Source organism: Limosilactobacillus reuteri (assembly GCF_002254085.1).
In the GTDB taxonomy this organism is placed as follows: domain Bacteria; phylum Bacillota; class Bacilli; order Lactobacillales; family Lactobacillaceae; genus Limosilactobacillus; species Limosilactobacillus reuteri_K.
The window spans coordinates 1-22,923 of record NZ_NGPY01000012.1; the positions used below are offsets into that span (position 1 = coordinate 1).

The 22,923-nt window shown below is 41.2% G+C and carries 25 protein-coding genes, 2 tRNA genes and 1 pseudogene; 5 read left to right on the top strand and 23 right to left on the bottom strand.

Features of this window, described 5'->3' with window-relative positions:
- From CBG10_RS03545 to CBG10_RS03560, 4 genes and pseudogenes are all read right to left on the bottom strand, one after another.
- A pseudogene (locus tag CBG10_RS03545) lies at nucleotides 1-265 on the bottom strand (IS30 family transposase); the annotation flags it as partial.
- 203 nt (nucleotides 266-468) lie between these two features.
- On the bottom strand, nucleotides 469-1,110 hold the full coding sequence (trmB, locus tag CBG10_RS03550; protein ID WP_035156976.1) for a tRNA (guanosine(46)-N7)-methyltransferase TrmB: 642 nt from the start codon (nucleotides 1,108-1,110) through the stop codon (nucleotides 469-471).
- Nucleotides 1,111-1,122: 12 nt separating this feature from the next.
- Nucleotides 1,123-2,325 (bottom strand): ABC transporter permease, encoded by a 1,203-nt coding sequence (locus CBG10_RS03555; protein WP_094507940.1) that lies wholly within the window; start codon nucleotides 2,323-2,325, stop codon nucleotides 1,123-1,125.
- Entirely contained in the window at nucleotides 2,318-3,055 is a 738-nt protein-coding gene (locus CBG10_RS03560; protein ID WP_094507941.1) for an ABC transporter ATP-binding protein, read from the bottom strand. Before CBG10_RS03560 ends, CBG10_RS03555 begins: the two co-directional genes overlap by 8 nt.
- Nucleotides 3,056-3,191: 136 nt before the next feature.
- Here CBG10_RS03560 and CBG10_RS03565 point away from each other — a divergent pair, with 136 nt between their 5' ends.
- A complete protein-coding gene (locus CBG10_RS03565; protein ID WP_094507943.1) occupies nucleotides 3,192-3,626 on the top strand; it encodes an HIT family protein in 435 nt (144 codons plus the stop codon).
- A 2-nt stretch (nucleotides 3,627-3,628) separates the two neighbouring features.
- Nucleotides 3,629-3,859 (top strand): hypothetical protein, encoded by a 231-nt coding sequence (locus tag CBG10_RS03570; protein WP_019251392.1) that lies wholly within the window; start codon nucleotides 3,629-3,631, stop codon nucleotides 3,857-3,859.
- A 47-nt stretch (nucleotides 3,860-3,906) separates the two neighbouring features.
- Here the strand turns inward: CBG10_RS03570 and CBG10_RS03575 are convergent, their stop codons facing one another.
- The 6 genes from CBG10_RS03575 to argS form a co-directional block, all read right to left on the bottom strand.
- The gene (locus CBG10_RS03575; RefSeq protein WP_003675786.1) at nucleotides 3,907-4,842 is read right to left on the bottom strand and encodes a peptidylprolyl isomerase; all 936 of its coding nucleotides are present in this window, start codon (nucleotides 4,840-4,842) and stop codon (nucleotides 3,907-3,909) included.
- Nucleotides 4,843-4,956: 114 nt separating this feature from the next.
- A complete protein-coding gene (locus CBG10_RS03580) occupies nucleotides 4,957-7,449 on the bottom strand; it encodes an ATP-binding protein (protein WP_094511678.1) in 2,493 nt (830 codons plus the stop codon).
- Nucleotides 7,450-7,452: 3 nt separating this feature from the next.
- Nucleotides 7,453-8,637, bottom strand: a complete 1,185-nt coding sequence (locus CBG10_RS03585) for a metallophosphoesterase family protein (RefSeq protein WP_094511679.1) — start codon at nucleotides 8,635-8,637, stop codon at nucleotides 7,453-7,455.
- A gap of 79 nt (nucleotides 8,638-8,716) precedes the next feature.
- Nucleotides 8,717-9,088 carry a YlbF family regulator gene (locus CBG10_RS03590; RefSeq protein ID WP_094502723.1) on the bottom strand — a complete coding sequence of 124 codons (372 nt, stop codon included), beginning with the start codon at nucleotides 9,086-9,088 and terminating at the stop codon, nucleotides 8,717-8,719.
- A 48-nt stretch (nucleotides 9,089-9,136) separates the two neighbouring features.
- Nucleotides 9,137-11,302 (bottom strand): PBP1A family penicillin-binding protein, encoded by a 2,166-nt coding sequence (locus CBG10_RS03595; RefSeq protein WP_094507949.1) that lies wholly within the window; start codon nucleotides 11,300-11,302, stop codon nucleotides 9,137-9,139.
- A 165-nt stretch (nucleotides 11,303-11,467) separates the two neighbouring features.
- Nucleotides 11,468-13,156 carry an arginine--tRNA ligase gene (argS, locus tag CBG10_RS03600; protein WP_094511680.1) on the bottom strand — a complete coding sequence of 563 codons (1,689 nt, stop codon included), beginning with the start codon at nucleotides 13,154-13,156 and terminating at the stop codon, nucleotides 11,468-11,470.
- Between the two features lie 360 nt (nucleotides 13,157-13,516).
- On the opposite strand from argS, the gene thiD reads away from it, so the two are divergent.
- Both thiD and CBG10_RS03610 read left to right on the top strand, forming a co-directional pair.
- Nucleotides 13,517-14,332: a bifunctional hydroxymethylpyrimidine kinase/phosphomethylpyrimidine kinase gene (gene thiD, locus CBG10_RS03605; RefSeq protein WP_003664171.1), complete on the top strand. Its 816-nt coding sequence runs from the start codon at nucleotides 13,517-13,519 to the stop codon at nucleotides 14,330-14,332.
- Between the two features lie 12 nt (nucleotides 14,333-14,344).
- The gene (locus tag CBG10_RS03610; RefSeq protein WP_094511681.1) at nucleotides 14,345-15,283 is read left to right on the top strand and encodes an L-lactate dehydrogenase; all 939 of its coding nucleotides are present in this window, start codon (nucleotides 14,345-14,347) and stop codon (nucleotides 15,281-15,283) included.
- Between the two features lie 51 nt (nucleotides 15,284-15,334).
- Here the strand turns inward: CBG10_RS03610 and CBG10_RS03615 are convergent.
- Both CBG10_RS03615 and CBG10_RS03620 read right to left on the bottom strand, forming a co-directional pair.
- Nucleotides 15,335-15,405, bottom strand: a tRNA-Gly gene (locus CBG10_RS03615).
- Between the two features lie 63 nt (nucleotides 15,406-15,468).
- Nucleotides 15,469-15,741: a hypothetical protein gene (locus tag CBG10_RS03620; protein ID WP_003664174.1), complete on the bottom strand. Its 273-nt coding sequence runs from the start codon at nucleotides 15,739-15,741 to the stop codon at nucleotides 15,469-15,471.
- Nucleotides 15,742-15,882: 141 nt separating this feature from the next.
- On the opposite strand from CBG10_RS03620, the gene CBG10_RS03625 reads away from it, so the two are divergent.
- On the top strand, nucleotides 15,883-16,218 hold the full coding sequence (locus CBG10_RS03625; RefSeq protein WP_019251437.1) for a hypothetical protein: 336 nt from the start codon (nucleotides 15,883-15,885) through the stop codon (nucleotides 16,216-16,218).
- On the opposite strand, the gene folP is transcribed toward CBG10_RS03625, so the two are convergent.
- The 11 genes from folP to CBG10_RS03680 all read right to left on the bottom strand — a co-directional run bounded on the left by folP (nucleotide 16,184) and on the right by CBG10_RS03680 (nucleotide 22,838).
- The gene (gene folP / locus CBG10_RS03630) at nucleotides 16,184-17,347 is read right to left on the bottom strand and encodes a dihydropteroate synthase (RefSeq protein WP_094511683.1); all 1,164 of its coding nucleotides are present in this window, start codon (nucleotides 17,345-17,347) and stop codon (nucleotides 16,184-16,186) included. The genes CBG10_RS03625 and folP overlap by 35 nt on opposite strands.
- A 1-nt stretch (nucleotide 17,348) precedes the next feature.
- Nucleotides 17,349-17,936, bottom strand: coding sequence for a non-canonical purine NTP pyrophosphatase (locus CBG10_RS03635; protein ID WP_094507961.1), 588 nt, complete (start codon nucleotides 17,934-17,936; stop codon nucleotides 17,349-17,351).
- The gene (locus tag CBG10_RS03640; RefSeq protein ID WP_094507963.1) at nucleotides 17,926-19,185 is read right to left on the bottom strand and encodes a bifunctional folylpolyglutamate synthase/dihydrofolate synthase; all 1,260 of its coding nucleotides are present in this window, start codon (nucleotides 19,183-19,185) and stop codon (nucleotides 17,926-17,928) included. Before CBG10_RS03640 ends, CBG10_RS03635 begins: the two co-directional genes overlap by 11 nt.
- Nucleotides 19,172-19,750 carry a GTP cyclohydrolase I FolE gene (gene folE, locus CBG10_RS03645; RefSeq protein WP_003664184.1) on the bottom strand — a complete coding sequence of 193 codons (579 nt, stop codon included), beginning with the start codon at nucleotides 19,748-19,750 and terminating at the stop codon, nucleotides 19,172-19,174. The genes CBG10_RS03640 and folE overlap by 14 nt, the downstream gene beginning before the upstream one ends.
- Nucleotides 19,732-20,244, bottom strand: a complete 513-nt coding sequence (folK, locus tag CBG10_RS03650) for a 2-amino-4-hydroxy-6-hydroxymethyldihydropteridine diphosphokinase (protein WP_094511684.1) — start codon at nucleotides 20,242-20,244, stop codon at nucleotides 19,732-19,734. Before folK ends, folE begins: the two co-directional genes overlap by 19 nt.
- 2 nt (nucleotides 20,245-20,246) lie before the next feature.
- A complete protein-coding gene (gene folB / locus CBG10_RS03655) occupies nucleotides 20,247-20,606 on the bottom strand; it encodes a dihydroneopterin aldolase (RefSeq protein WP_094511685.1) in 360 nt (119 codons plus the stop codon).
- A gap of 64 nt (nucleotides 20,607-20,670) precedes the next feature.
- Nucleotides 20,671-21,066 (bottom strand): ASCH domain-containing protein, encoded by a 396-nt coding sequence (locus CBG10_RS03660; RefSeq protein ID WP_029507798.1) that lies wholly within the window; start codon nucleotides 21,064-21,066, stop codon nucleotides 20,671-20,673.
- 76 nt (nucleotides 21,067-21,142) lie between these two features.
- Nucleotides 21,143-21,226, bottom strand: a tRNA-Leu gene (locus CBG10_RS03665).
- Nucleotides 21,227-21,308: 82 nt separating this feature from the next.
- The gene (locus tag CBG10_RS03670; protein ID WP_003664194.1) at nucleotides 21,309-21,587 is read right to left on the bottom strand and encodes a heavy metal-binding domain-containing protein; all 279 of its coding nucleotides are present in this window, start codon (nucleotides 21,585-21,587) and stop codon (nucleotides 21,309-21,311) included.
- A gap of 344 nt (nucleotides 21,588-21,931) precedes the next feature.
- Nucleotides 21,932-22,609: a CPBP family intramembrane glutamic endopeptidase gene (locus CBG10_RS03675; protein ID WP_094502734.1), complete on the bottom strand. Its 678-nt coding sequence runs from the start codon at nucleotides 22,607-22,609 to the stop codon at nucleotides 21,932-21,934.
- Entirely contained in the window at nucleotides 22,593-22,838 is a 246-nt protein-coding gene (locus CBG10_RS03680; protein WP_003668533.1) for a hypothetical protein, read from the bottom strand. Before CBG10_RS03680 ends, CBG10_RS03675 begins: the two co-directional genes overlap by 17 nt.
- Between the last annotated feature and the right edge of the window lie 85 nt (nucleotides 22,839-22,923).

Here is a 22,923-nt window from a genome sequence, read left to right on the forward strand (position 1 = left end):
TCCAACCTGCCTTGATTTGCGCATGGATATAGTTAACTTCGATAGTTGGCAGTTGGGTCTGCTTCCGACCACAACGACGCTTATGTCGCTGATAAGTCTGAAGATATTGGTCGATGGTTTTACCGTCATTGAGGAAACGATAAACACGATAGATGGTTTCTTGACTACGCTGAAGTAATTTAGCAGCCCGATAAGCTTTAGTACCTTGATACCAAAAATCAGCTATGAGAGTTAATTCACGTGTGGTAAGATGTTTATAGGTCATTTGTGATTGCCTTTCTTTTGATTAGGGATATTCAAAAGTCTATCACAAATGGCTTTTTATTTTTTCTAACTTAATTTTACAAACGACGTCATAAAAAAATACCCCCTACATTTTCATAGGAAGTATTTTTAGTCAACCATACCAGTTGACAGATATCCAAAAATACTAGTCAGCAAGTATCCGTCTACTTACTGACTAGTATTTTACTTAAAATTAGCAATTAGCTTATAGATTGGTTGGCCTTTCGCCGCAAATTTTTGCTCATACTCGGTTTCAACATTATGTTCATTTTCTTCGCTATGGTGCAGGTCTAACCAGACGCCATCAAAGATCATTCCGTAGTTATTCATGCTTTCCAGTGAGAATTCAAAGAGACCCATGTTATCAGTTTTGAGTTCAATTGTCCCTTGATCTTGGAGGATCTGTTGATAGGTTGCTAAGAAAGTCTTGTAAGTCAACCGCCGTTTAGCATGCCGTTTCTTCGGCCATGGGTCAGAGAAGTTAAGGTACATCTTAGCGACTTCCCCATCCTCAAAGTATTCTTGCAAGTCTTCCCCGTCTCCACAAATTAATTGGAGGTTTGGCAAGTCTTCCTCAAGCGCTTTTTTGAGGGCGATTGCCGCAACGGTCCGTTGAATTTCAAGACCGATAAAGTTGATTTCGGGATGAGCCTTCGCCATGCCAATGATAAATTGACCTTTCCCCATCCCTACTTCTAAGTGGAGGGGCTGTTCTTTGGCAAACCGTGATTGCCACTTACCCTTAAATTGAGTAGCATCATCAATCATTAGTTCTGGATGGGCAGCAATTAATGGATCAGCCCACTTTTTATGTTTAACACGCATAGATTAAAATCCTCATTTCATTAGTTTTTTGACTCTGACATTGAAGTAGAAACGACTTAATAAGACCACTTCGACTGCCGCAATAATAAGATTAATTACCATCTGACCGACATTCAGCTGCCAACTGATACTAGCAAGAGCGATCAATAGTGCTTCAAGCGCCGTCACCTTGGTTAACAGCTGCTTAAAGTCTGCCTGTTGCTGACTAGCTGGGATCGGATAGATGTGGGTAAAGACATTCGATTCATACTGGTCATAAAGTGGCATTAGCTGGGTCGCGATCAAGTAGATAAAGAGCACGACCACCAGAGTACTTAGCCAACCTGCTGGCAGTAAGAAGACAATCACCATTCCTAGTAGGGTCAACCGACTGACAATCCCGCTCACTTCGGTACTCCGGACAAATGCGCGAGCGTATAAGTAAGACCATGGTTGGCCATCCTTGCTTAGCCAGCGAATCAAGCCATCTGCCCACTTCCGCCGTTTGGTATTTCCTTGAACACTTGGCACATCGGTAAAGAGATTAAAGAAACGGTAGACACTGTACATCCGATCTTGTTCCGCCTTAACGGCAATCCGCCAATTAACGGCGAGATCACGATAATAAATAATTACCGCTAAGTATAAGATCACCGCCACGACAAGGCCGACACAGGGATTAACCAGCCACATTGCGATTGAAGCGAGGAGCGGGTTTACCCAGTATTCTAACCGGGTCCGCCATTGTTGATCACCCCAGCGCAAACTCAACGATTTACGGGCCACGTGCATCCAATCGGCCTTATTGACAATGGCGACTAAAAAGATCGTCACAATCTCGGCACTGCTAAGCTTTTCCGTTGTTAACGCGAACGGTAGGGCAATAAAGGCGCCGACCACTGTCACTATTTCCGCCAAGATCAAGCTATACCAAGTCGCTTGGTTAAGGTAACGATGGATTCCTTCAACTTGCGGCAAGAGAAAGACTGGGTCCGGCTTTTTGATCAGGGTTGCAAGCCGACCGATTTGGGCGATGACCGTAAACCAGCCGATCAAGATCAACCGGGTCCACCATTCATGCGGTCCCAAGGTTGGCAGCCATTGGGAGTAGCCATACGCCAAGGCCCCGAACAGGAAAAATAAGGCGATAACAAAGTGGTCATTGAAGACTAGTCGCCAGTAACGCAGTAGGAGCATAAAGTGTTGACTGCGACGCTTGCTAAATAACTTATTCATCACGATCACCCTTTGCAAGATGCAAGTAAATCTCATCTAAGGATTCGCCGGCATGATCCCCAGCAGCTCGCAATTCATCGAGAGTTCCATGTGCTCGGACCTTTCCATCTGCCAATAGGACAAAGCGGTCACAATACCGTTGCGCCGTATCAAGAACGTGGGTCGACATCAAAACCGCGACGCCCTCCTTTTTCTTTTGCTCAATCAAGTCTAGCAAGTCGTGAACAGCCAAGGGGTCCAACCCATAGAATGGTTCATCGACAATCAGCAGCTTAGCCTTCGTCATAAAGGCACAGCAGATCATTACCTTTTGCTTCATCCCCTTAGAAAAGTTTGCGGGGAACCAGTCAAGCTTATTATCAAGCCGAAAAAGTTTTAATAATTTTGTCGCCCGTTGCCATGCTTCATCGTGGTCTAACTCGTACGCCATAATCGTTAAATCAATATGCTCACGGAGGGTCAATTCATCATAAAGAATTGGCGTTTCGGGAACATAGGCGATCTGTTTTTTATATTCTTCCGGATTAGCCTGGATAGTAAGACCATTAATTTTAATCGATCCTGAAAATGGTCGCAGCAAGCCAATAACGTGGTTTAGCGTTGTTGACTTTCCGGCACCGTTTAGTCCGATCAAACCAACTAATTCACCTGGTTGGACATCAAAGCTGACATCCTTCAACACAGGAATTTGGGAATATCCACCAACAAGTTTATTTATCTCTAAAGCCATTATTCATCCCTTCTTATTGATTGCTTAGTCATATCTTTTTATTATATCATAGGTTATTTCTTCTACTAAATCATGCACGAACGCGATTTTTTCGGTATACTTAGGATAAGTTTAATCTTCAAAAGGAGCGATTAATATGGACGATAATTGTATTTTCTGCAAAATCATTAACGGTGAGATTCCTAGCTACACAGTCTATGAAGATGACGTTGTAAAGGCCTTCCTTGATATTTCCCAAGGAACTCCTGGTCACACCCTCGTCATTCCTAAGAAGCACGTTCCCGATTTATTTGCCTACGATGCTGATCTCGCTGCTCAAGTATTCTCCCGTATTCCAAAGATTGCCCGGGCAGTCAAGGCTTCTAACCCGGCCATCAAGGGGATGAACGTGGTTAACAACAACGGTGAAGTCGCTTACCAATCTGTCTTCCACTCCCACTTCCACTTGATTCCACGATACACTAGTGATGATGATTTTAAGATGATTTTTAAGGACAATTCTGGTAACTACAACGATGAAAAGTACAAAGAAATCCAACAATCAATCATCGCTCAAATGAAAGAAGACTAGTTATGCAACGGCTAAAAGAAATTCAAGAGGAATTCAAACGGCTCAGCACCGAAGTCTCACAGTTGAAGAACAGCATCGATGAACTACAGGCTGCGATCCCGGGGGTGCAAAAGTTTATTAACGATGTCGAACGCGATGTTAAGAAGTGGAAATTCAAGACTGAACCCCGGCTAGACCGCATTCAGGTTATTCTTGATGTGCTCAAAATTGATTCAAATGAAAAGAAGAAGTAAAAAATAAGACTACGGAAATTTTCCGTAGCCTTATTTTTATACCCTATTTACTTGTTGGAACTACTACTGCTACTGTTGCTAGAGCTGCTAGTAGTGGCGCTGGAGTTAAGGTAATCATCAAGAATGTTCTTAACATCGTTTTCCTTAATTGAAACGTTACCCTTCTTCAAGACATTTGAAACAACCTTCCGCATAAAGTTTTGGTTGTTCATATTTTCTTGAACGATTTGGTTCTTCAAGTCATTAATGTGTTGACTCTTCTTACCCTTAGCTGGGTGTTCAATCATGTAAATTACTTGGTAACCGTCATCAGTCTTAACAGGGGTAGTAGTATATTCACCAGTCTTCAACTTGAAGGCAGCCTTCTTGTAAGCTGAGTCAAGTTGGTTGTCAGTATTATCAAAGGCTGGAAGCTTACCACCGTTGTTCTTAGTTTGACTATCAGTTGACTTGGACTTAGCAAGCTTCTTGAAAGTCTTGTACTTGTTGCTGGAGTCATTTAATTGGTTAATGATATCTTCAGCATCGGACTTACTACCAACAAGGATCGTCGCAGTTTGAACTTTAGGTTGGTACTTGGTCCATTGCTTATTGATCTGCTTAGTAGTGATGTGGGAGTAGTGACGAGCAGCGGCAGTCAAGAGTAAGTTTGACCGAATTTGTTGCTTCAATGACTTTTCAGTTAAGTTTTGACTTTGAAGATAAGCATTAAAGTCAGAACCATACTCACTCTTGTAGGTATTGTATTGCGCGTTAACTTGCTTATCACTAACTTCTTTACCGTATTGCTTCTCCAAGACCTTATCTAAGATCATTTGTTGAAGCACTTGCTTACCAGCACTAGTTTGCTTCATGCTGCTGTAGTATTCGCTCTCAGTGATTTTACCACCGCTAGTAGTAGCGACTGCCTTATTTCCACAAGCAGCAAGTGGCATCATCAATGCTGCCCCCGCGATGATAGCAATTAACTTTTTGGATTTCATGTAAGAAACACATCCTTAAACAAAATATTTTTTCGATAACTTCACTCATCCAATATACCACACTTATTTTTTCGTGCCAGTCTCATAAATAAATGTTTATACCATCTTCATAATTTATTCACGTTTGAATGCTTGCAGGTCAAGAATTTTAACGTCAAGGTCCTTAATTCGGTCATCAGCAGTAAAATAGATAACTTGATTCTTCTCAGCAATTTTTTCTAGCAAGGCCAGCATTCGTTGCCGCCGAATGTTATCAAAATTAACGAATCCATCATCAATAATTACCGGGAAGTTGGCTTGATCACTCATCACAGTGACAAAGCCAAGCCGGAGCGCAATATACAGCTGTTCAGCCGTTCCTTGCGATAATTCTTCCACTAAAAAGACTTCTTGATCTTTCCGCACAACCTTGATCCCGTCCGTCGTTAAGTCGATCTGGGGATAACGGTGATCAGTTAACAAGGCAAAATATTGCTCTGCCTGCCGAATAATTGCGGGATAACGATCGGATGAAGCTCCTGCAAGAGCCTTATTAACCCATTGTATCGCCAATTGGTACCTTAACCATTCTTGTACTTCATACCAAATCTTAGCGGCTAGGTTAGCCCGTTCCTGTTCAAGGTTACTGAGGGTTCCATCTTCAACTAAGCTATCAATTGCAACTTTATCTTTTTGAATCTCCTCGTGGGTTTGGGAGATTGTTAGGTTGAGCTGGTCAAGATGGTGCCGAGTCTTCGATAAAGCCGTCATTAGCTCATCCCTGTTCGCGTATGCAGCAAGGGCTTGGCGGTCTTCGGCGGTCAATTGTTGTCCATAGGCATCTGATGCCAAGGCTTGGGATTGCGCTGCAGAACGGTTTGCTAAGTACTGGGTAAATTGGTTATCATCATGCACCCCGGCTTGCTGATAAATCGCCATTTTTTGCTGATAAATTTTACTGTAGTCTTGATTGAGCCGGGCTAAATTATTAGCAATCGTTGCTTTTTCCCGGGTATTTGCTTGGATATCTTGGCGAGCTTGTTGCCTTTGTTCCAGCAAATCATCTAATTTAGCCCTAACAGTTGCCAGTGTCAGATTTTGCAAAGCCGGTGGCAATTGTTGGTTAAAGATGGCAAGCTGGTGGTCATATCTTTGCTGATCTTGTCTGACAGTTTGGAGTTGGGCAGCTAATTCGGCGTTTCGTTGTAAATCCCCCTGCATTAATAGCCATTGATCAGGCGGGAAATCCTGTAAGCCGTGTTTTTGACCGAATGCCATGATCGCTTGGGAATCGGTCGTTACTGGAGCAGGATGATTTCCTTGGCGTTGATAATAAAGATACATAACTGTCGCAAAGGCCGTAATTGCTCCGATAGCGGTAATAAAAGTAGCATTCGCTAACAACCCGATGATAAAAAGGATAAAACCGCCGACAATTCCGATCATCGCGGTTCGAGAAGAGTCTCCGGTTGACTGGCTAGCGTTTGCCCGAGAAAGCGGTTGGACATTAAGAAGTCGGGCAAGTTCTGCTTTTTCCTGTGGGGTTAATGGCGTTGGCAAGGGATGGTGGTAGCGTGTTCTAATTGCAGTTAATTCCTGTTGCCACTGATTAGCTTGCGTTTGTTGCCGGTGTTGCAAAGCCTCTTCTGCTTGTAATTCAACTGCTTGCTCCTTAAGGCGTTGAAGTTCCGGCATGCTGTGTGGCGAATGCTTAATTGCTTGTGGAGCCTGATGGTCAATACTTGCCAAGCGCTGTTGATAGACCTGTTGTTGGCGGCGAAGTTCCTTTTCCCTCACTTGTAGCTCTTGGGCCGTTGCAACCTGCTGATCAGTTAAATAGTCAGCAAGCGGCCGAGTTTGGTGGCTATGTTGCCATTCATGGTAAACTGGCCACAACTGCTGTAAATGTTCTAATTTTTGCAAAAGCGGCTGTTGTTTTTGCAATTCTGCCTGTGCTTGCCGTAATCTTTCTTTGTTTGCTTGCAAATTTGCCTGCAGATCTTGATAACGTTGAAATTTATTTCGTACTCGATTAATTTTATCCGTTAAATCCGCGTATTGATGGAGGTCTTGATTGAGCGGCCATTTCCGTCCCCGTGGCTTATAGAGATGGTCAGCTTGTTTCTGGTATTGACTGATCAACTGGTCCCACTGTGCACTGCCAACCGCCCCTAGTTGCTGCAAATGTTGTTGCCATTCATCCCGATTAAGTTCATCTACAACCGTTAAGTCCCGTTGACCAAAACTAAAAAGTGCTTGATAGAGCGACCGATCCATTGTGCCAAGCAGTTGTTTTAATTCTTGCTCACCACCTTGACGACCTTGTGAATCAGTCACACTAACCTTACCACCGTTCCGCCCGCGTTGCCGTTTAATCAAGTAATCATGACCATTAATCTCAACTAATAAACTTCCCCCATAACTAGAAGTAGTCTTCGGAATATACTGGGAAAACCGGTTCTTTCCCCGACCATCCGCAAAGCCGAATAAAATACTAACAAGAAAGGCCATCAAGGTTGTCTTTCCGGCTTCATTAGGGCCATAGATTATTTGGGGATTAGCTGTAAAATCGAAATCTTGATCATGCCATTTGCCAAAGCCATCGATATGGGCTTTTTTTATTTTCATCTTCTAATCCTCCCGCCGCAATAATTGGGTCGTTGCTTGCTTCAATTGCTGAAGATCAAGGCTCGTCAACTTAGCTGCTAAATCAGCATCCCGTGCTAAGCTTTTCGTTAATTCTGCAATATTAGCAGGAGTAAATACTTTTTGGGCGGCTTGTTGCCAATACCGTTCATCTAGATCAGCCATTGATGGCAACGAATTTTGCTGGTGGAGCAAGAAGTCATAGACCCACCATTTATCATTAGCTGCATTTTGTTCCTGCAGGTGTTCAAGGACATCCCCATTTGCAAGTAAGTGCCGAATCGTTGGCGAAAGTTGCCCAATGTTAGCAATCGTAAGTTCTACCAGTTGAAAAGGTTCTTTTTTCAGCTTACCATCAATTACTTGTGACAAGGATCGCTCCATTTCGACAAGATCATTAGTTGGTAAAGCATTAACAGTTAGACTGGTCCATTCAATTTCTGCAACTGGTTTAAATTGCGGCACAAGTTTATTGCCCTGACTTTCTACTAAATAGTAGCCATGCTGCCCGGCTTCATTTTTATGCCGGCCCTGTGGATTACCGCTGTAAACGATAGGCGGTTCCTCATTCAAGATTTGGTGCTTATGAATATGGCCAAGTGCCCAATAATCATAATTTTTAGCGATTAATTCATCAATCGTAAACGGAGCATAGTGATTATCTTGACTTTGCCGGACTGCCCCGTGAAGCATCCCGATGTGCCAAGTTTCGTTTCTTTTAGGTGGATATTTCTTCCCTTGATCTTCTTGAAGCCATCGTTGATCATAACTAAAGCCCGAGATAGCCACAGTATCGTAAGTTGCCAAAGTAAGGGTGGTGGTCATTACGCGATTACCAAAAACATGAACATTTGCGGGAAGTTCTCCTGCATCTTGGACAATTTGATAATCATGGTTACCATAAAGCAAATAGACTGGAATATGGGCTTGATTAAGTCGTTCACACTGTTTGATAAAAAAATCAGTAGCGACAATGCTTTGCTGATCACGATCATAAATATCCCCGCTAATTAAAACAAAATCGACTTTTAAGGCAATTGCATCGTCAACAATCCTTTGAAAGGCAGCAAATGTCGATGAATGGACGCGTTCCCATAATGGTTTTGGCATCGAAGCCAATCCTAAAAAGGGACTATCAAGGTGTAAATCGGCTGTATGAATAAATCTCATAGTTTGTCCTCTTAACAATAAAAGAGCTGAGAAAAATTATGCTTTCTCCCAGCCCCTTACTCGTATCGTAATAAATTAATTATTCTTGTCCTGGCATCTTTGGCATTACTTCACTGTAAAGCTCTTGAATTGGACTTGTAATTGTCTTATTCAATTGTTGAAGCATGCTATCAACTTGCCGTTCTTGGTTCATCAAGTCTTGGACCACCTTCTTGCCACTTACTTCCTTGGCAAGGTTTTGAATGTTTTTAATTTCATCATCAGTTGGTTGTTGACCAGTCATTTGTTTGTGTTGAGCATCTGCTTGAGCTTGTTGGAACTTTTTGAAGGTGTCAAAAGTATCACTATCAGCCTTTAATGCTTCAAAAGCCTTTTGTAATCCTTGATATTCTTGAGTTTCGCGCAATTGGCGACTAAGTTCATTTGCAGTATCATAAATATTTACAACCATGTAAAAGTCTCCTTTATTTCGTTCTTAGATTAATTGTATCATATTCTCCTAGAAAAGCGATCGAACATTACTCCACCATTGACTCGCCTTATTACCAAAATTATTTACTGATTGGTTGAAGTTATTTACAAAGTCGCCTCCATCTTTGAGGAATGATCCCCAACCTTTAGAGGAACCCTTTGTCTTTTCATTTGCCCGTGTTTGCGCATCTTCAACCGTAAATTTGGTTCCAGCAGTATTTGGCAAAATCGCACTCATTTCATTCTTGTAAAGGTAGTTAATGCTCCGTTCAGAAATATCGTTTAGGGTATGACTTTGATTTGTATCATCATAGCCTTCCCAGGTTGCAACCACGACATCAGGCGTATAACCGACGATCCACTTATCACGATCATTAGAATCATCGCCTTTTACTCCTGAGTTTGTAGTCCCCGTTTTACCGGCAAGCGTATAGCCACTTGGTTTGGCCGTTTCACCAGTTCCGTGGTCAAATACACCGATCAGCATACTGGTCATTTCTTTGGCCGTCTTACCAGAAATGATCCGCTTATTCTTGCTACCATCATTTTTGGCGATCACCTTTCCAGAGGCATCTTCAATCTTGGTAATGTAGTGCGGGGATGGCATCAACCCATCATTGGCAAAGACTGCATAGGCACGGGCCATTTGTTGCGGTGATACTCCTCGCGTCATTCCCCCGAGGGCTAATGCAAGGTTCTTATCACCTTTTTCGACTGGTAAGCCAAATTTCTTTGCCATGTCATAACCATGATTGACCCCGATCTTATTTAATAACCAGACTGCTGGAGCGTTAAGACTCTCATAAAGGGCCTTATACATCGGCACTGTCCCACTATAGGTATCATCGTAGTTCTTTGGCGTGTAATTATTAGTTCCATAAGATTGTTTCTTATCTTGAAGCGTTGAATCATAGAAATATCCATGCTCTAGGGCGGGCGTGTATACAACAATCGGCTTAATCGTCGACCCGGGCTGGCGCCGCATCTGCGTAGAGCGGTTAAAGCCACGGAAGACATGTTTCCCACGGCCCCCAACGACCGCGGTAATTCCCCCATTTTTCGGATTCATCGCAATCGAGGCTGATTGAACCATTGTGCCATCGGCTGAGTTCTGCGGGAAGTTATCATCATCGTCATAAGTTTGCTGCATTGACCGCTGCTGATCCTGATCCAGGGTAGTATAAATCCGATAACCGTTATTCATAATATCTTTTTCTGAAATATGATAACGGCTTTCTGCTTCGGCAATGACCGCATCAAAGAAGTACGGGTACTTATAACTATCATTTGGCACGTAGCCGTTGGTAATATTCAACGGTGTTTGCTTATATTGATCCGCCGCACTTTGACTCAGCTTGTGATTTTCAACCATCAGCTGAAGAACCATATTCCGTCGTTGCTTCGTCGCTGTTGGGTGTTCTACTGGGTCGTACATCCCTGGTGACGTCAGCATTCCGGCCAGGGTAGCTGCTTGGGGTACCGTTAGCTGACTGGCGTTTTCATTAAAGTAACGCTTGGCCGCATCTTGAACTCCCCATACCCCATGACCAAAGTAGGCATTATTGAGGTACATTGTTAAAATCTCATTTTTGCTGTATTGGTTTTCTACCTCAACCGCAATAAAGATCTCCCGGGCCTTACGAGAGAAAGTCTGTTGTTGCGTTAAGAAGGCATTCTTAACCAGCTGTTGTGTTAAAGTACTACCCCCACCAGAGATATAATCCCGGTGAAGAAGTTTATTTTTCACTAGTAAGAAGCCAGCCCGACCTAACCCTTTGACTGAAAAACCGTGTTCATGATAGAAGTTCCGATCTTCAGTCGAGAGGACCGCGTTAGGGACATTTGAGGAAATATCTTTTAGTTCCACATAAGTTCCCTTTTGAGCATATAGGCTCCCGGCCGATTGATTGCTACGGTCATAAATCATTGTGGGTCGCTGCAACCGGTTCTTAAGATTTTTAACATCTGCAGTTTTTGCAACAAACGTCAAATGGATACTGGTAATCAAGAAAATTCCCAGAAAAATAACAATGATCCATCGCGTTAATTGATAACGATGCCAGAATTTTTTCAGCATCGCAACAAAGAGCTGCCAATAGTGTTTAAACCAAACTTGGAATGATGCCCAAGTCTTTTTTAACCACTTTATGATTCGCTCTTTCAAATCTGAATTAGATTGTGGTTCACGATTCATTAATAAATCTCCATTTTCATTTCAAAAAGCTGACAATTATTTTATCACATTTTGATAAATGGTAAGCTATTTTCTCCGTCAGCTTTACCAGAAATTAAAAGAAGAGACTGGAGAAAAACTGATTCTCTCAAGTCTCTTCACAATAATATTTAGCTGCAGTAACGATTACATTTCATCTGGTGCCTTGATATCAAGTAAATCAAGAGCTGATTTAAGCACATCACTAACTGCTTGAGTAAGAGCTAACCGTGCTGGTTGAGCTTCATCCTTATCAAGAATCCGAGTATGAGCGTAGTATTGGTTAAATTTCTTAGCCAATTCAAGGGCATACTTAGCGATTACTGACGGATCGTAGTTTAATGCAGCCCGCTTGATTGCTTCGCTGTATTGACCAAGGAAGCTGATTAATTCCCAAGCTTCAGCACCGGCCTTTGTCAAGTCAACATCGCTAAAGTCCCGGATGCCACCCTTACGTAAGATACTCTCCGCACGAGCACGAGCATATTGAACATAAGGACCAGTTTCACCTTCAAACTTAACAACATCTTCAAGCTTGAAGTTAACAGCATTCCGACGGTAATTCTTTAAATCGTGGAAGATAACGGCACCAACACCAACTTCTTTAGCAACTTCATCAGCGTTTTCAAGGTCAGGGTTCTTTTCAGCAATTTGCTTCCGCGCTAAATCAATGGAATCGTTCAATACGTCTTCAAGGGAAACAACATTACCCTTCCGCGTAGACATCTTCTTACCGTTTAAGTTCATTAAACCAAAGGAGATGTGTTCAATTTGATCCCACCAGTTGAAGCCCATTTCCTTTAAGGCTGCACGTAATTGCTTAAAGTAAGTTTCTTGTTCAGCACCAACAACGTAAAGGGACTTAGCATGGCCATACATCCGTTTCCGGAAAAGCGCCGTTGCCAAATCACGAGTGATGTAAGTTGTCGTTCCGTTACTCTTGATGATTAGTAATGGTGGTAAGTTATATTCATCAAGGTCAACAATTTCTGCACCCCGACTAGGCTTCAATAAGTTCTTATCCCGTAACAATTGGATAGGTTCTTCCATCTTTTGAGCAGAGAAAGCTTCACCATTAAATGAGTCGAAGTTTACATCCAGCATCTTGTAAACACGTTGGAACCGTTCAAGAGAAACTTCACGGAACCAGTGCCAAAGCCGCCATGCTTCTCCGTCACCATGTTCAAGCTTAGCAAACCAGTTACGACCTGCTTCAGTGTATTCTGGATGTTCGTCAGCTTCGTTATTGATCCGCACATAGTACTTAAGCAAAGTGTTAATCGGATTCTTCTTAACTTCTGCTTCGTCTCCCCACATCTCATAAGCCGCCATTAACTTACCAAATTGCGTACCCCAATCACCAAGGTAATCAATCCGAATTAAGTTGTAGTTAACTTTTTCAAGAATCCGAGCAACGGCTTCACCAATCATGGTTGAACGAAGGTGTCCCATTCCCATAGGCTTAGCAATGTTTGGTGATGAATAATCAATTGTAACGTTAGCTTCGTGCCCAAGGTCAATCTCACCATAATGTTCAGGATCTACTAAGATCGTTTGCAAAATCTTAGCACCAACTTGCGCCTTATCAAGGAAGAAGTTGATATATGGACCAGCAACAACTACCTTTTCAAAACCGTCTTGGTCAACCTTTTCAACTAATTCACTTGCAATCATTTGCGGTGCTTTATGTAAGGCCTTAGCTAAAAAGAATGTTGGGAAGGCATAATCCCCATTACTAGAATCTTTTGGCCGTTCAATCTTAGCTTCAATTTCTTTAACATCCATCTCTGGCAATGCTTGTGCCAATGCAGCTGCAACTTGTTGCTTATCACTCATATATATTCCTCCTTATACTTATAAAAAAACGCCCCTAATAAGCATTATGCTTACTAGAGACGAGATTTACCCGCGGTACCACTCTAATTGAATTAGAATTCCACTCATTCATTGATTTAATTGAAATATCTGAGGCACGCCTTCACAAATCAAAAAGCCCCTAACTCTCATCAACAAAGGGTCGCTGTAGATTTCAAAATGCTACTACTCCTCAAATCCTATTTTCATACCCAATTATTATAACAAATTTAGATTTAAAAACAAGGACTAATCTACAAGGGTGAGTTATTGCTTTTCTCTTACTTATTATATGTTACAATTATTATTATTAAATAATAATGAAAGGTTGATGAGTTATTTATGACAAATCCTACAATTCAAGCTGTCACAATTGCAGGTCACGATTCGGACGGGAGTGCTGGAATGCCCGCTGACCTTCATGCCTTTTTTGCGGATGGCGTATATGGTCACGGTATTTTAACTGCCGCTGTTTCCGGAAATTCTTACGGGATCACCTCTTCCCAAGTAATGCCACAAGAATTTATTGCCGAACAGTTTAAGGTATTAAGTGAAGATTTTGACATCAAAGCAGCCAAAACTGGAATGCTTGCTAATGACGATGTAATTAATGTCGTTGCTGATAACTATTCGCCTGAACATTTTGGCCCGTTAGTTGTTGACCCTGTGATTATTACTAAGCACGGTGCAATGTTGCTTGAACAATCCGCCTATGAACTATTTCGTGAACGAATTATTCCCCTTGCAACTGTTATTACCCCTAATTTCTATGAAGCACAAAAATTAACAGGAATTGAAATGACCACAGATGAAGAACGGGTTAAAGCAGCTCATTATCTTCAAGACTTAGGGGCAAAAAATGTGGTGATTAAGGGCGCGCATAATGATGATAGCCAAACAACTGTTGATGACTTTGTTCTTCTTGAAGACGGTGATAGCTTCTGGCTCAAAAAACCTTTTGTTAAGACAGATCGATTGAATGGAACCGGGGATAGCTTCTCCGCGATCATCGCTGCCGAGCTTGCGAAGGGAAATAATGTTAAAATAGCAGTAACAAAGGCTAAAGATGCCGTTTACGCAGCGATCGCAAATCCATTAACGGTTGGTCATAAATTTGGGCCAATTAATCATTGGGATGCGCAAAAGGAGCTGCATTAGGAGGAATTTTTGATGCTTGATACGTATAGGCACAAAGTTGTATTAATAGGTGACGGGGCTGTCGGCTCATCATTTGCATTTTCATTATTGCAGTCAACAAATGAAGTTGATGAATTGGTACTGGTGGATCGTACAAGGTCAAAAGCAGTTGGAGATGCGGCTGATCTTGCTGATATTACACCCCTGACGAACCCAGTAAAGATTTATGCGGGAACCTATGAAGATGCTGCTGATGCTGACGTAGTTGTTATTACGGCTGGGATTCCCCGTAAACCTGGTGAAACACGTTTAGACCTTGTTAATAAAAACACTACGATTCTTAAGTCAATTATTGAACCAATTGTCAAAAGTGGATTCACTGGCGTTTTCGTTATCTCGAGCAATCCCGTTGATATCCTTACAACAATTGCGCAGCGAATCAGCGGTTTTCCTAAAGAACGCGTTATCGGGACCGGAACTTCTCTTGATTCAATGCGGCTGCGAGTTCTCTTAAGTAAGAAATTACACCTATCAGTCAATGTCATTGATGCCCTAATGCTTGGCGAACATGGTGATACTTCTTTCGCGGCCTTTAATGAAATCACAATCGGCGGAAAAGCCCTCAACACAATTACTGCCCTTTCAAATACTGAGAAAAGCGAAATTGAAAAAGTAGTTCACGAAGCTGGCAGTCAAATAATTGCCAATAAAGGGGCTACTTTCTACGGGATTGCTAAATGCCTCTCGTATATTACACGGGCAATCATCGAAAACCGTAATCTCGTTCTGCCGATTTCGGCTCCGCTTGATGGGCAGTACGGAATTAAGGGCCTGTACTTAGGAACGCCTGCCATCATTAATAGTCAAGGAATCGGTCAGGTCGTTGAATATCCGTTAACATCAGATGAAGTTAAAAAGATGCAACAGTCTGCTGAAGCGATGCATCAAGTTTTAGCTAAGATTGAGATCTAAAAAAGCTGAGGCTAGGAGAAAATTTTCTCTCAGCCTCAGCTTTTTTATAAGAGCGGGTAACGAGAATCGAACTCGCGACGCAACCTTGGGAAGGTTGAGTTTTACCACTAAACTATACCCGCATTAACTAACTAAGTTCAACACTTAGTTAGTATATACCTCTTCTAATTATTTGTCATCTGTTTTTAAGATTTTTTTGAAGATTTAGCATCTTCTGCTGTTTCCTCGTCATCCTTTTTTTCTTCACGAGGAACAGCTTTTACCATCTTAGCTTCTTTTTGGCGAATAACAGCGCGGCCATTTAATTCGTTAACCCCGCTTTTATCAGACGGATCAAAATCTTGGATAGATACCATAATTGAATTAGTATAAACCTTTTCAACAACACCAGAAAATTCATGTTCGAGGGGACCGAATTTCTTTCCTTTTACAATATCGCCAATTTCAAAATCTGCCACTTGATTTCACCTCAAATATTATTTATTTTTACGCAAGCAATATACGTACCATACACTTTTTTTATTATATTTTCAAGTCAAAAGCATATAGTCAGTTTCTTTCATTAATGCTAAAATCAAAGCCGAAAGGAGTTTACCCATATGTTAAAAATAATAGTGGCGGTCCTAATCATTATTTTGATTTTCACTACTACCACTGGTCTCCATGCCAAAATTGAACGGAAAGTGACTAACTGGCTTGAATTAAGCCGTTTATTCTTTTTCCTTTTATTGACTGCTTCGATTGTCCACACCTTTCTTCATTTTAAAACTCAGCTTCTGAGCAACCTAGTATGGATCATCTTTTTAATTCTAATCTATATCTTAATGGAAACTGCTTTCCGCCTTAAACGGGAAACATTTGGCAATCCCTATCTAACAGCCTTACTTTTTATTGCCCTTATTATTGCCTTTGGGATTGGCTGCTGGTGGATCTAAACCAATAACTATTTTCAATAGTGTCAATCATTTTTACTAACTGACTAGTTTCCTCAACATCATGAACTCGTAAAACACGACCGCCTCGCAAATACATTGCTGTCTCAGCAATCAATGTTACGCCGAGACGGTCTTCTTTTGCTAGATTAAATAATTTTTGGCCAAAACCTTTTCGGGAGATCGCAACCATAATTGGGCGCTGGAGGTAATTGAGCTGATCAATGTTGCGCATCATCGCATAATCCTGGTAACCGTCAGCAACCTTTGCATACCCAATTCCTTGATCTAAAATCACTCGTTCAAGATCAATACCAGCAGCCGCTATTGTCCCAAGATTGTGTTCAAAGAATTTCTGCATCGCTACGGTAAGGTTATCATAGTCATGGGTTCGGCTGCTATGCATCGTTACCATTCCAACATTTGCCTTAGCCATCAAAATTAGTTTTTGTTTTGAATTAAATGCCTGCACATCATTGATAATATCTACTCCGGCCTTAATTGCCGCTGCCATTACTGGGAGTTTATACGTATCAACTGCGATCGCAATCTGGGGATAGTTTTCACGAAGAAGCTGAATAGCCGGCATAATTCGCGCAATTTCTTCTTCCGGATCAACCTCTTTAAAGCCACCCGGTTTCGTAGTTTGCCCACCGACTTCAATTACGTTTGCCCCAGCTGCCACCATCTTAGCAATTTGACTAGCAATAGCGGAGTGGGATTGAAATTTACCCCCATCATAAAATGAGTCAGGAGTTACATTTAAAATTCCATAAATCACCGGTTGCTCTGTTAGATCAAAAGTAAACCGGCCTGCACGCCAAATAATCTGGTGACGATGGTAAACCTGCTCAAGAGAAGCAATTAATTCTTGGTCGTTCTCCCACCGCTCTTTCACCCACGCTATTAGTTCTTTTAAGGAAAGGAGCGGCAAAGAAAATTCGACGCGTTTTTCAACACAAGCTACAGGGATATCGAAATGACGGATAAATTGCTCCACCATCCCAGCCATCTCCACATCTGGACAATCCCAGGTTAATAAAAGCTGCTGGTGCCGATTAACTTGGTCAGCTAAGATTGCGGACACTAATTCAGAATGGTCTTTAGTAACTAACTTTTCAGTAACTTTCATTTCATTCTCCTAATTGATCTAATAAATTTTTAACAGCCCGTGCACGATGTAAATAAGATATGCGGGTCGGCAGGTCCATTTCGGCAAGTGTTCGTGATTCGCCAGCTGGAATAAAGATCCGATCAAAGCCCGTCGCATTGACTCCACGTTCGGCATGAGCAATTGTCCCCTTCAATTGACCGTGCCCAATTTTAACTACTTGATTGTTTATCGCCAGGGCAATTGTTGTTTTCATTATAAATTGTCGGGATTTACCATCGACTAAATGGATCAAGTAATCATTTAAATCACCATTAGGAACTTCTTGCGCCAATTCTCGCGCTGTCTGCACCCCGTATCTTCCAGGAAAAGCCGGAAGTTCTAAGCCAGAATCATCGGCAATTATTTTTGCTGCCGGTAGTTGTTGACTGATAAAGAGGGCCTTCTCCTTTGCGTTTCCTTCATAGCTCACTGTTGATTCAGGAGGAAAGGTTTGTTGCGGTAACTTTTTTCGATACCCCTCACCATGTTGGTGGTAAAAGTTTAGAATGGTTGCAATTTCTTTAATTTTATGAATATTATGGGTTGCAATAATAAAATTATTTTTCATCTAAATTAGCCTCGATATCTTTAATCGTATAAAAAGAACCCGTTACAACAATTAAATCGTTCGGCTCCGCAATCTTTTTTGCCATCACTAACCCTTTTTGGGGATTATCAGCAATAATCGCTTGAGGCAAAGCTGATTTTAACGCACTTGCTTCAAGAGCGCGGGTCGGATGGCCAGGAGTAGTAATTATTATCTCATCTGCCATTTGCTGATAAATTTTAACCATCTGCCTAATACTTTTATCAGCGAGAAAACCAAGAACCATAATTATTTTATTATGAGGGAACGTAGAGATAGTTTTGGTAAGTTGCTTGGCTGCATCAGGATTATGTGCTCCGTCCAGAATAACAAGAGGATGATCCGTAATTCTCTGCATTCGGCCAGCAATCTTCACCGTCGCAAGCGTTGATAGTAAAGGTTGCCAAGATGTAACAAGGCCCTGCTGGCGAAGAAAGGCAAATACACTGATAACAGTTCCCAAATTTTCACTTTGGAAAGTCCCTAATAAATTAAAAGGAACTTTATAAATTTTATGATTAACTTTCAGGATTGCTTTCCCATCAACAATTGACTGGGCATCTGCTTGCTTTAATCCTACTCTTTGCTGTTGAGCCTTTTCTCTAATAATTGTGAGAGCGTCTTTTTCTTGGTGCGGCGCTAAAAATACTTGCTTAGTCCCATTCTTGATAATTCCTGCTTTGGCCTGGGCAATTTTGGTAATCGTTGGGCCCAAAATCCGTATATGGTCAAGGGCAATATGCGTTATCACACTAATAAAAGGCGCACTGATAATATTGGTTGCATCATCTTGACCGCCTAAACCGCATTCAACGACTGCCCAATCCACTTTTTGGTCTGCAAAATATTGCAGCATTATCAAGGTCCACCACTCAAAAATGGTAATATCATCAGGCGAAAGATCAGCGGGTAAATGTTCGGTGATCTTTTGGTAAGTCATTGCAAAATCTTTTTTACTAATTAAATGGTCATTAACCTTAACTTGCTCCCGATCATCTACCAAAGCAGGACTGCTAAAATAGCCGACCCGGTAGCCAGCATTTTGCAACCCCTGTTCTAACATTGTCCCAGTCGAGCCTTTTCCGTTTGTCCCCGCAATATGGATAATTTTAAATCGCTGGTCAGGGTTTCCTAAACGAGTAAGAATTCGTCGCAAAAATTTTACCCGATTCCGTTGTCCTCCCAGCATTTGGCGATTAAAGCCCGCGTTAATTTGTTCATAGGTCTGCACGATAATTCCTCGTTTGATTTAGAAATTCTTGTTTCAAATCACGGTCAGTCTTAAATTGACCTGTAAACTTATCAGTATAAGTAAATTGACCAGCCTTATTCACACCCCGCATTTCCATACAAAGGTGGCGGGCCGCAATGGTTACTGCAATCCCGGCTGGATCAAGAATTCGTTGCAACTCGGCTACTAAATCTGTTGTAACGCGTTCTTGCATCCCCGGTTTTTTCGTTACAAAATCTAACAACCGGGGAATTTTACTAAGGCCAATAACTTTTTTATCTTTGGGAACATAAGCCACATTCGCGTATCCGAAAAAAGGAAGCAAATGGTGTTCACACATTGAATAAAAAGGTATGTGCTGCACTAATACCATTTCCGGCACATCATCAACATGGAAAACCTTATAGTTGGCCATTTCTTCTGGTTGATGATTAAGAGAAGAAAAAACTTCTTGGTACATTTTGGCAACGCGTTGGGGTGTTTCGGCTAATCCTTCTCGTTCAGGATCTTCACCGATTGCAATTAATAAATCTTTAACAGCCTTTGCTATTTTTTGTTGGTCCATGAAAATACCTCTCGTCCATATATCTTTTTAAGCCAATTATGGTCTGGAGTCTTATTTAACAAATGATCCAATTGTTGATAATAAGGATCATTTTGATTAGTAATTTCGCGCATTGGTAATAAAACAAACTGTCGGTTAGCCATTTCTGGATGAGGGATCGTTAGCGTTGGTGTTTTAATATGTTGATGACCAAAATCAATAATATCAAGGTCAATTGTCCGTGGTCCCCAATGAATGAGCCGACGTCGATGTAACTCCTGTTCGATATTGTGAAGGTGGTCAAGGAGTTGCTGAGCTGTTAACCCAGTTGCAACCTTAACCGCAATATTGTAAAAAGAATCTTGTTTGACCCCACCCACTGGTTCTGTTTCATACACTGAGGAGATTGCTATAATATTAATCTTAGGTGGCATATTTAACAGCTGAATCGCTTTTTGAAGGTTCGCTAACCGGTCGCCCATATTACTGCCAATACTTAGGTAGGCTTCAGTCATAATTACTTGCTCCCTGCTACTTCAATTTCGACATTATCGAAAATTCCGGCGATCGGCACACTATACTTTCGGATGCGAAGACGAATTCCATCAAGCATCGGGTATGTCTTGAAAAGCTCATGTAATAAGTTATTAGCAAGGCTCTCGATCAAATTGTAGTTATGATGGGCAACAAACTCCGCGATTGTTTCATAAACATCAGCATAATTGACAGTTTCCTCTAATTCATCAGTTTTAACCATCGTTTCAATTGGATAGTCCATTTCACAATCAATTTCAATTTTTTGACCAAGCTTTTTCTCTTCCGCAAACACACCATTGTAAGTATTAAATGCCATGTTGTTAATTCTAATCTTTCCGATAAGCTATTGCCCCCTTCATTTTTTATTTTCTATCATAACGCATAAGTTAGTTGGTGAAAATATTTTAATAGATTAAGGGAGCAATCTTTTCCTGGTACCATTGCTCACCAGCTTTTGAGAAAGGATTAGTAAACGGTGCAGGTTTAATCAAGCGGTCATCAACGTTAAACAATTTTAACTGTCCCTTAACTTTTAATGGTTCAATCCAATAAGAACCACCTTCCTCAAATGGAGCAATTATCCACGCGTAGTATTTTTGTTCACCATTATCCCGTTCCTCAATTCCAGTGATCTTAGCAACACATAACGCATAACCAGCTACCGCCCCACGTGTCTTCTTCGCACTATTGCAAATTAAAAGATCACCACGATATTTAGTTGTCCATGTCCGGTATTCTTCTGTTTTTGTGCCATTTAAGATTTTCATTCCATATTCGGGATAAATTGATAAAGCTTTCATCTTGGCCTTCCCTTGCAGTTTTATTTCAATATAAAGAAAGAAGCCCGGCAAATCAATGTTTACCGAGCTTTTCAGATGCTTCAGGCAGGATTCGAACCTGTACATGGATAACCATACAACGACCTGAACGTTGCGCGTCTGCCAATTCCGCCACTGAAGCACTAACTATTTTGTAACATTATTAAGTATACCGAACTCATCAAAAATTACAAGTATTTTTATTCGCAATCCTCAATTTGCTCTTATTTAACAAATTGAATCATTGTTCCATATGCGGTTAAGACCAAGAATTTTGGTGCAACCTGCATATTAGCAACATCGGTAGTAAAACGAACCCCAACAACGCCATCTGCGCCTTTTTCACTGGCCCGCCGTTTTAATTTTTCTTGAACATCACTAAATAATTGATCCATGGACTCAAATGAATCAATTGCTTCGGTAGGCATCGCCAAATGACTGGTGGCATTAACAATCCCTAAAATTCGGTGAGCTTGTGGAAATCCCTCGGTTGATAAAAACATCTCGCTATCCTCCTAAAATCACTACCACTTTAAAATAACAAAGAGGCCGGAAGATTTCCAGCCTCTTTTGTTTATTGCGGAAAGAATCTGCTACTTTGCTTAGTAACTAATTATTAATTCATTTTTGATTCTAACTTCCGCAAAGTCGCATTTATATCATCAATCTAGTGCACCCTGGTGACCTTATTACATAAATATTCACTCTAAGATTTCATGTCACACTTATGTTGCTTCTAGCCTACTAATAATTTCTTCGGTGCTAGATTGATATAGGGGATCTTACCACTCTAATCTTTCCACACTTATAATGTACCACCATCCGTAAGCGGTTTTAACGATTAACTTTAGACAACTTGAACTAAGAGAACATACATCGCAATCGCATTATTAATCATATGAATTGCAATTGAATTTCGTATGTCGTCCGTTCGCAAATAAACATATGCCAAGGCCATCCCCATATAAGCATACATCAAAAAGCTAATGGGGTTAGTACTCATATGACCTGTAGAGAATACTATCCCCGAGAGGATAACTTTCGGCCAGATGTTGCCACGCTTAAAGAACATATTTGTCAATGTACCACGAAAAATAAATTCTTCAGCAATTGGGCTTAGAACAACTGCTGAGAAACAAAATACGATCGTGATTACTTGATTATGGCCAAGCATACTTCCCAATGCCGCGTTATTAGCTGTCTCAGTTTGATGATAAATAAGTTGGTTGAGGTAGCTAAGGATATCCATTCCCAAAACAATTGCTAGGTAACCACCGATAATCCAACCAACCCTTATTCCCGCCGGCTGTCCCAATTGGTTATAAGCTTCATATGTCCGGTGTGCCCACCAAATAATCGCTAACATTAAACCGATGAATAAGGCCATAAATCCGTCCACAATAAGCTGATTGGTTTTTGAATAACGTAAAGCAAAATTAACTGCCATCGGGGGAACTTCAATTGCAATTAGCATTAGCGCAATTAACAATACCCTCGATAGCCACTGTTTAATTACTTTTATCATTATTTTTTTCTTCCTTTGCTCGTTTCTCACGCATTCGTTGGATACTCCACCGGGTAGAAATTTTTGTCACAATGATATTTGCAACTACGAAACCAATTACCCAGAGAAGGTACATCACCCAACCAGAAATATAATTTTCAGCAGTCAACCATACTAAAAGCGCAAAGATGATAAACGGCGGAATGACCACCTTAAGAATAAATTCTGCTTTCACAAAGAAAACCTCCATTATTATTTGTCCAACAGTTTACTAAATCAACATGTAAAGTGCAAGGGTACTAAGAAGGCTGAGAAAAGTTTTCGCTTTCCTCAGC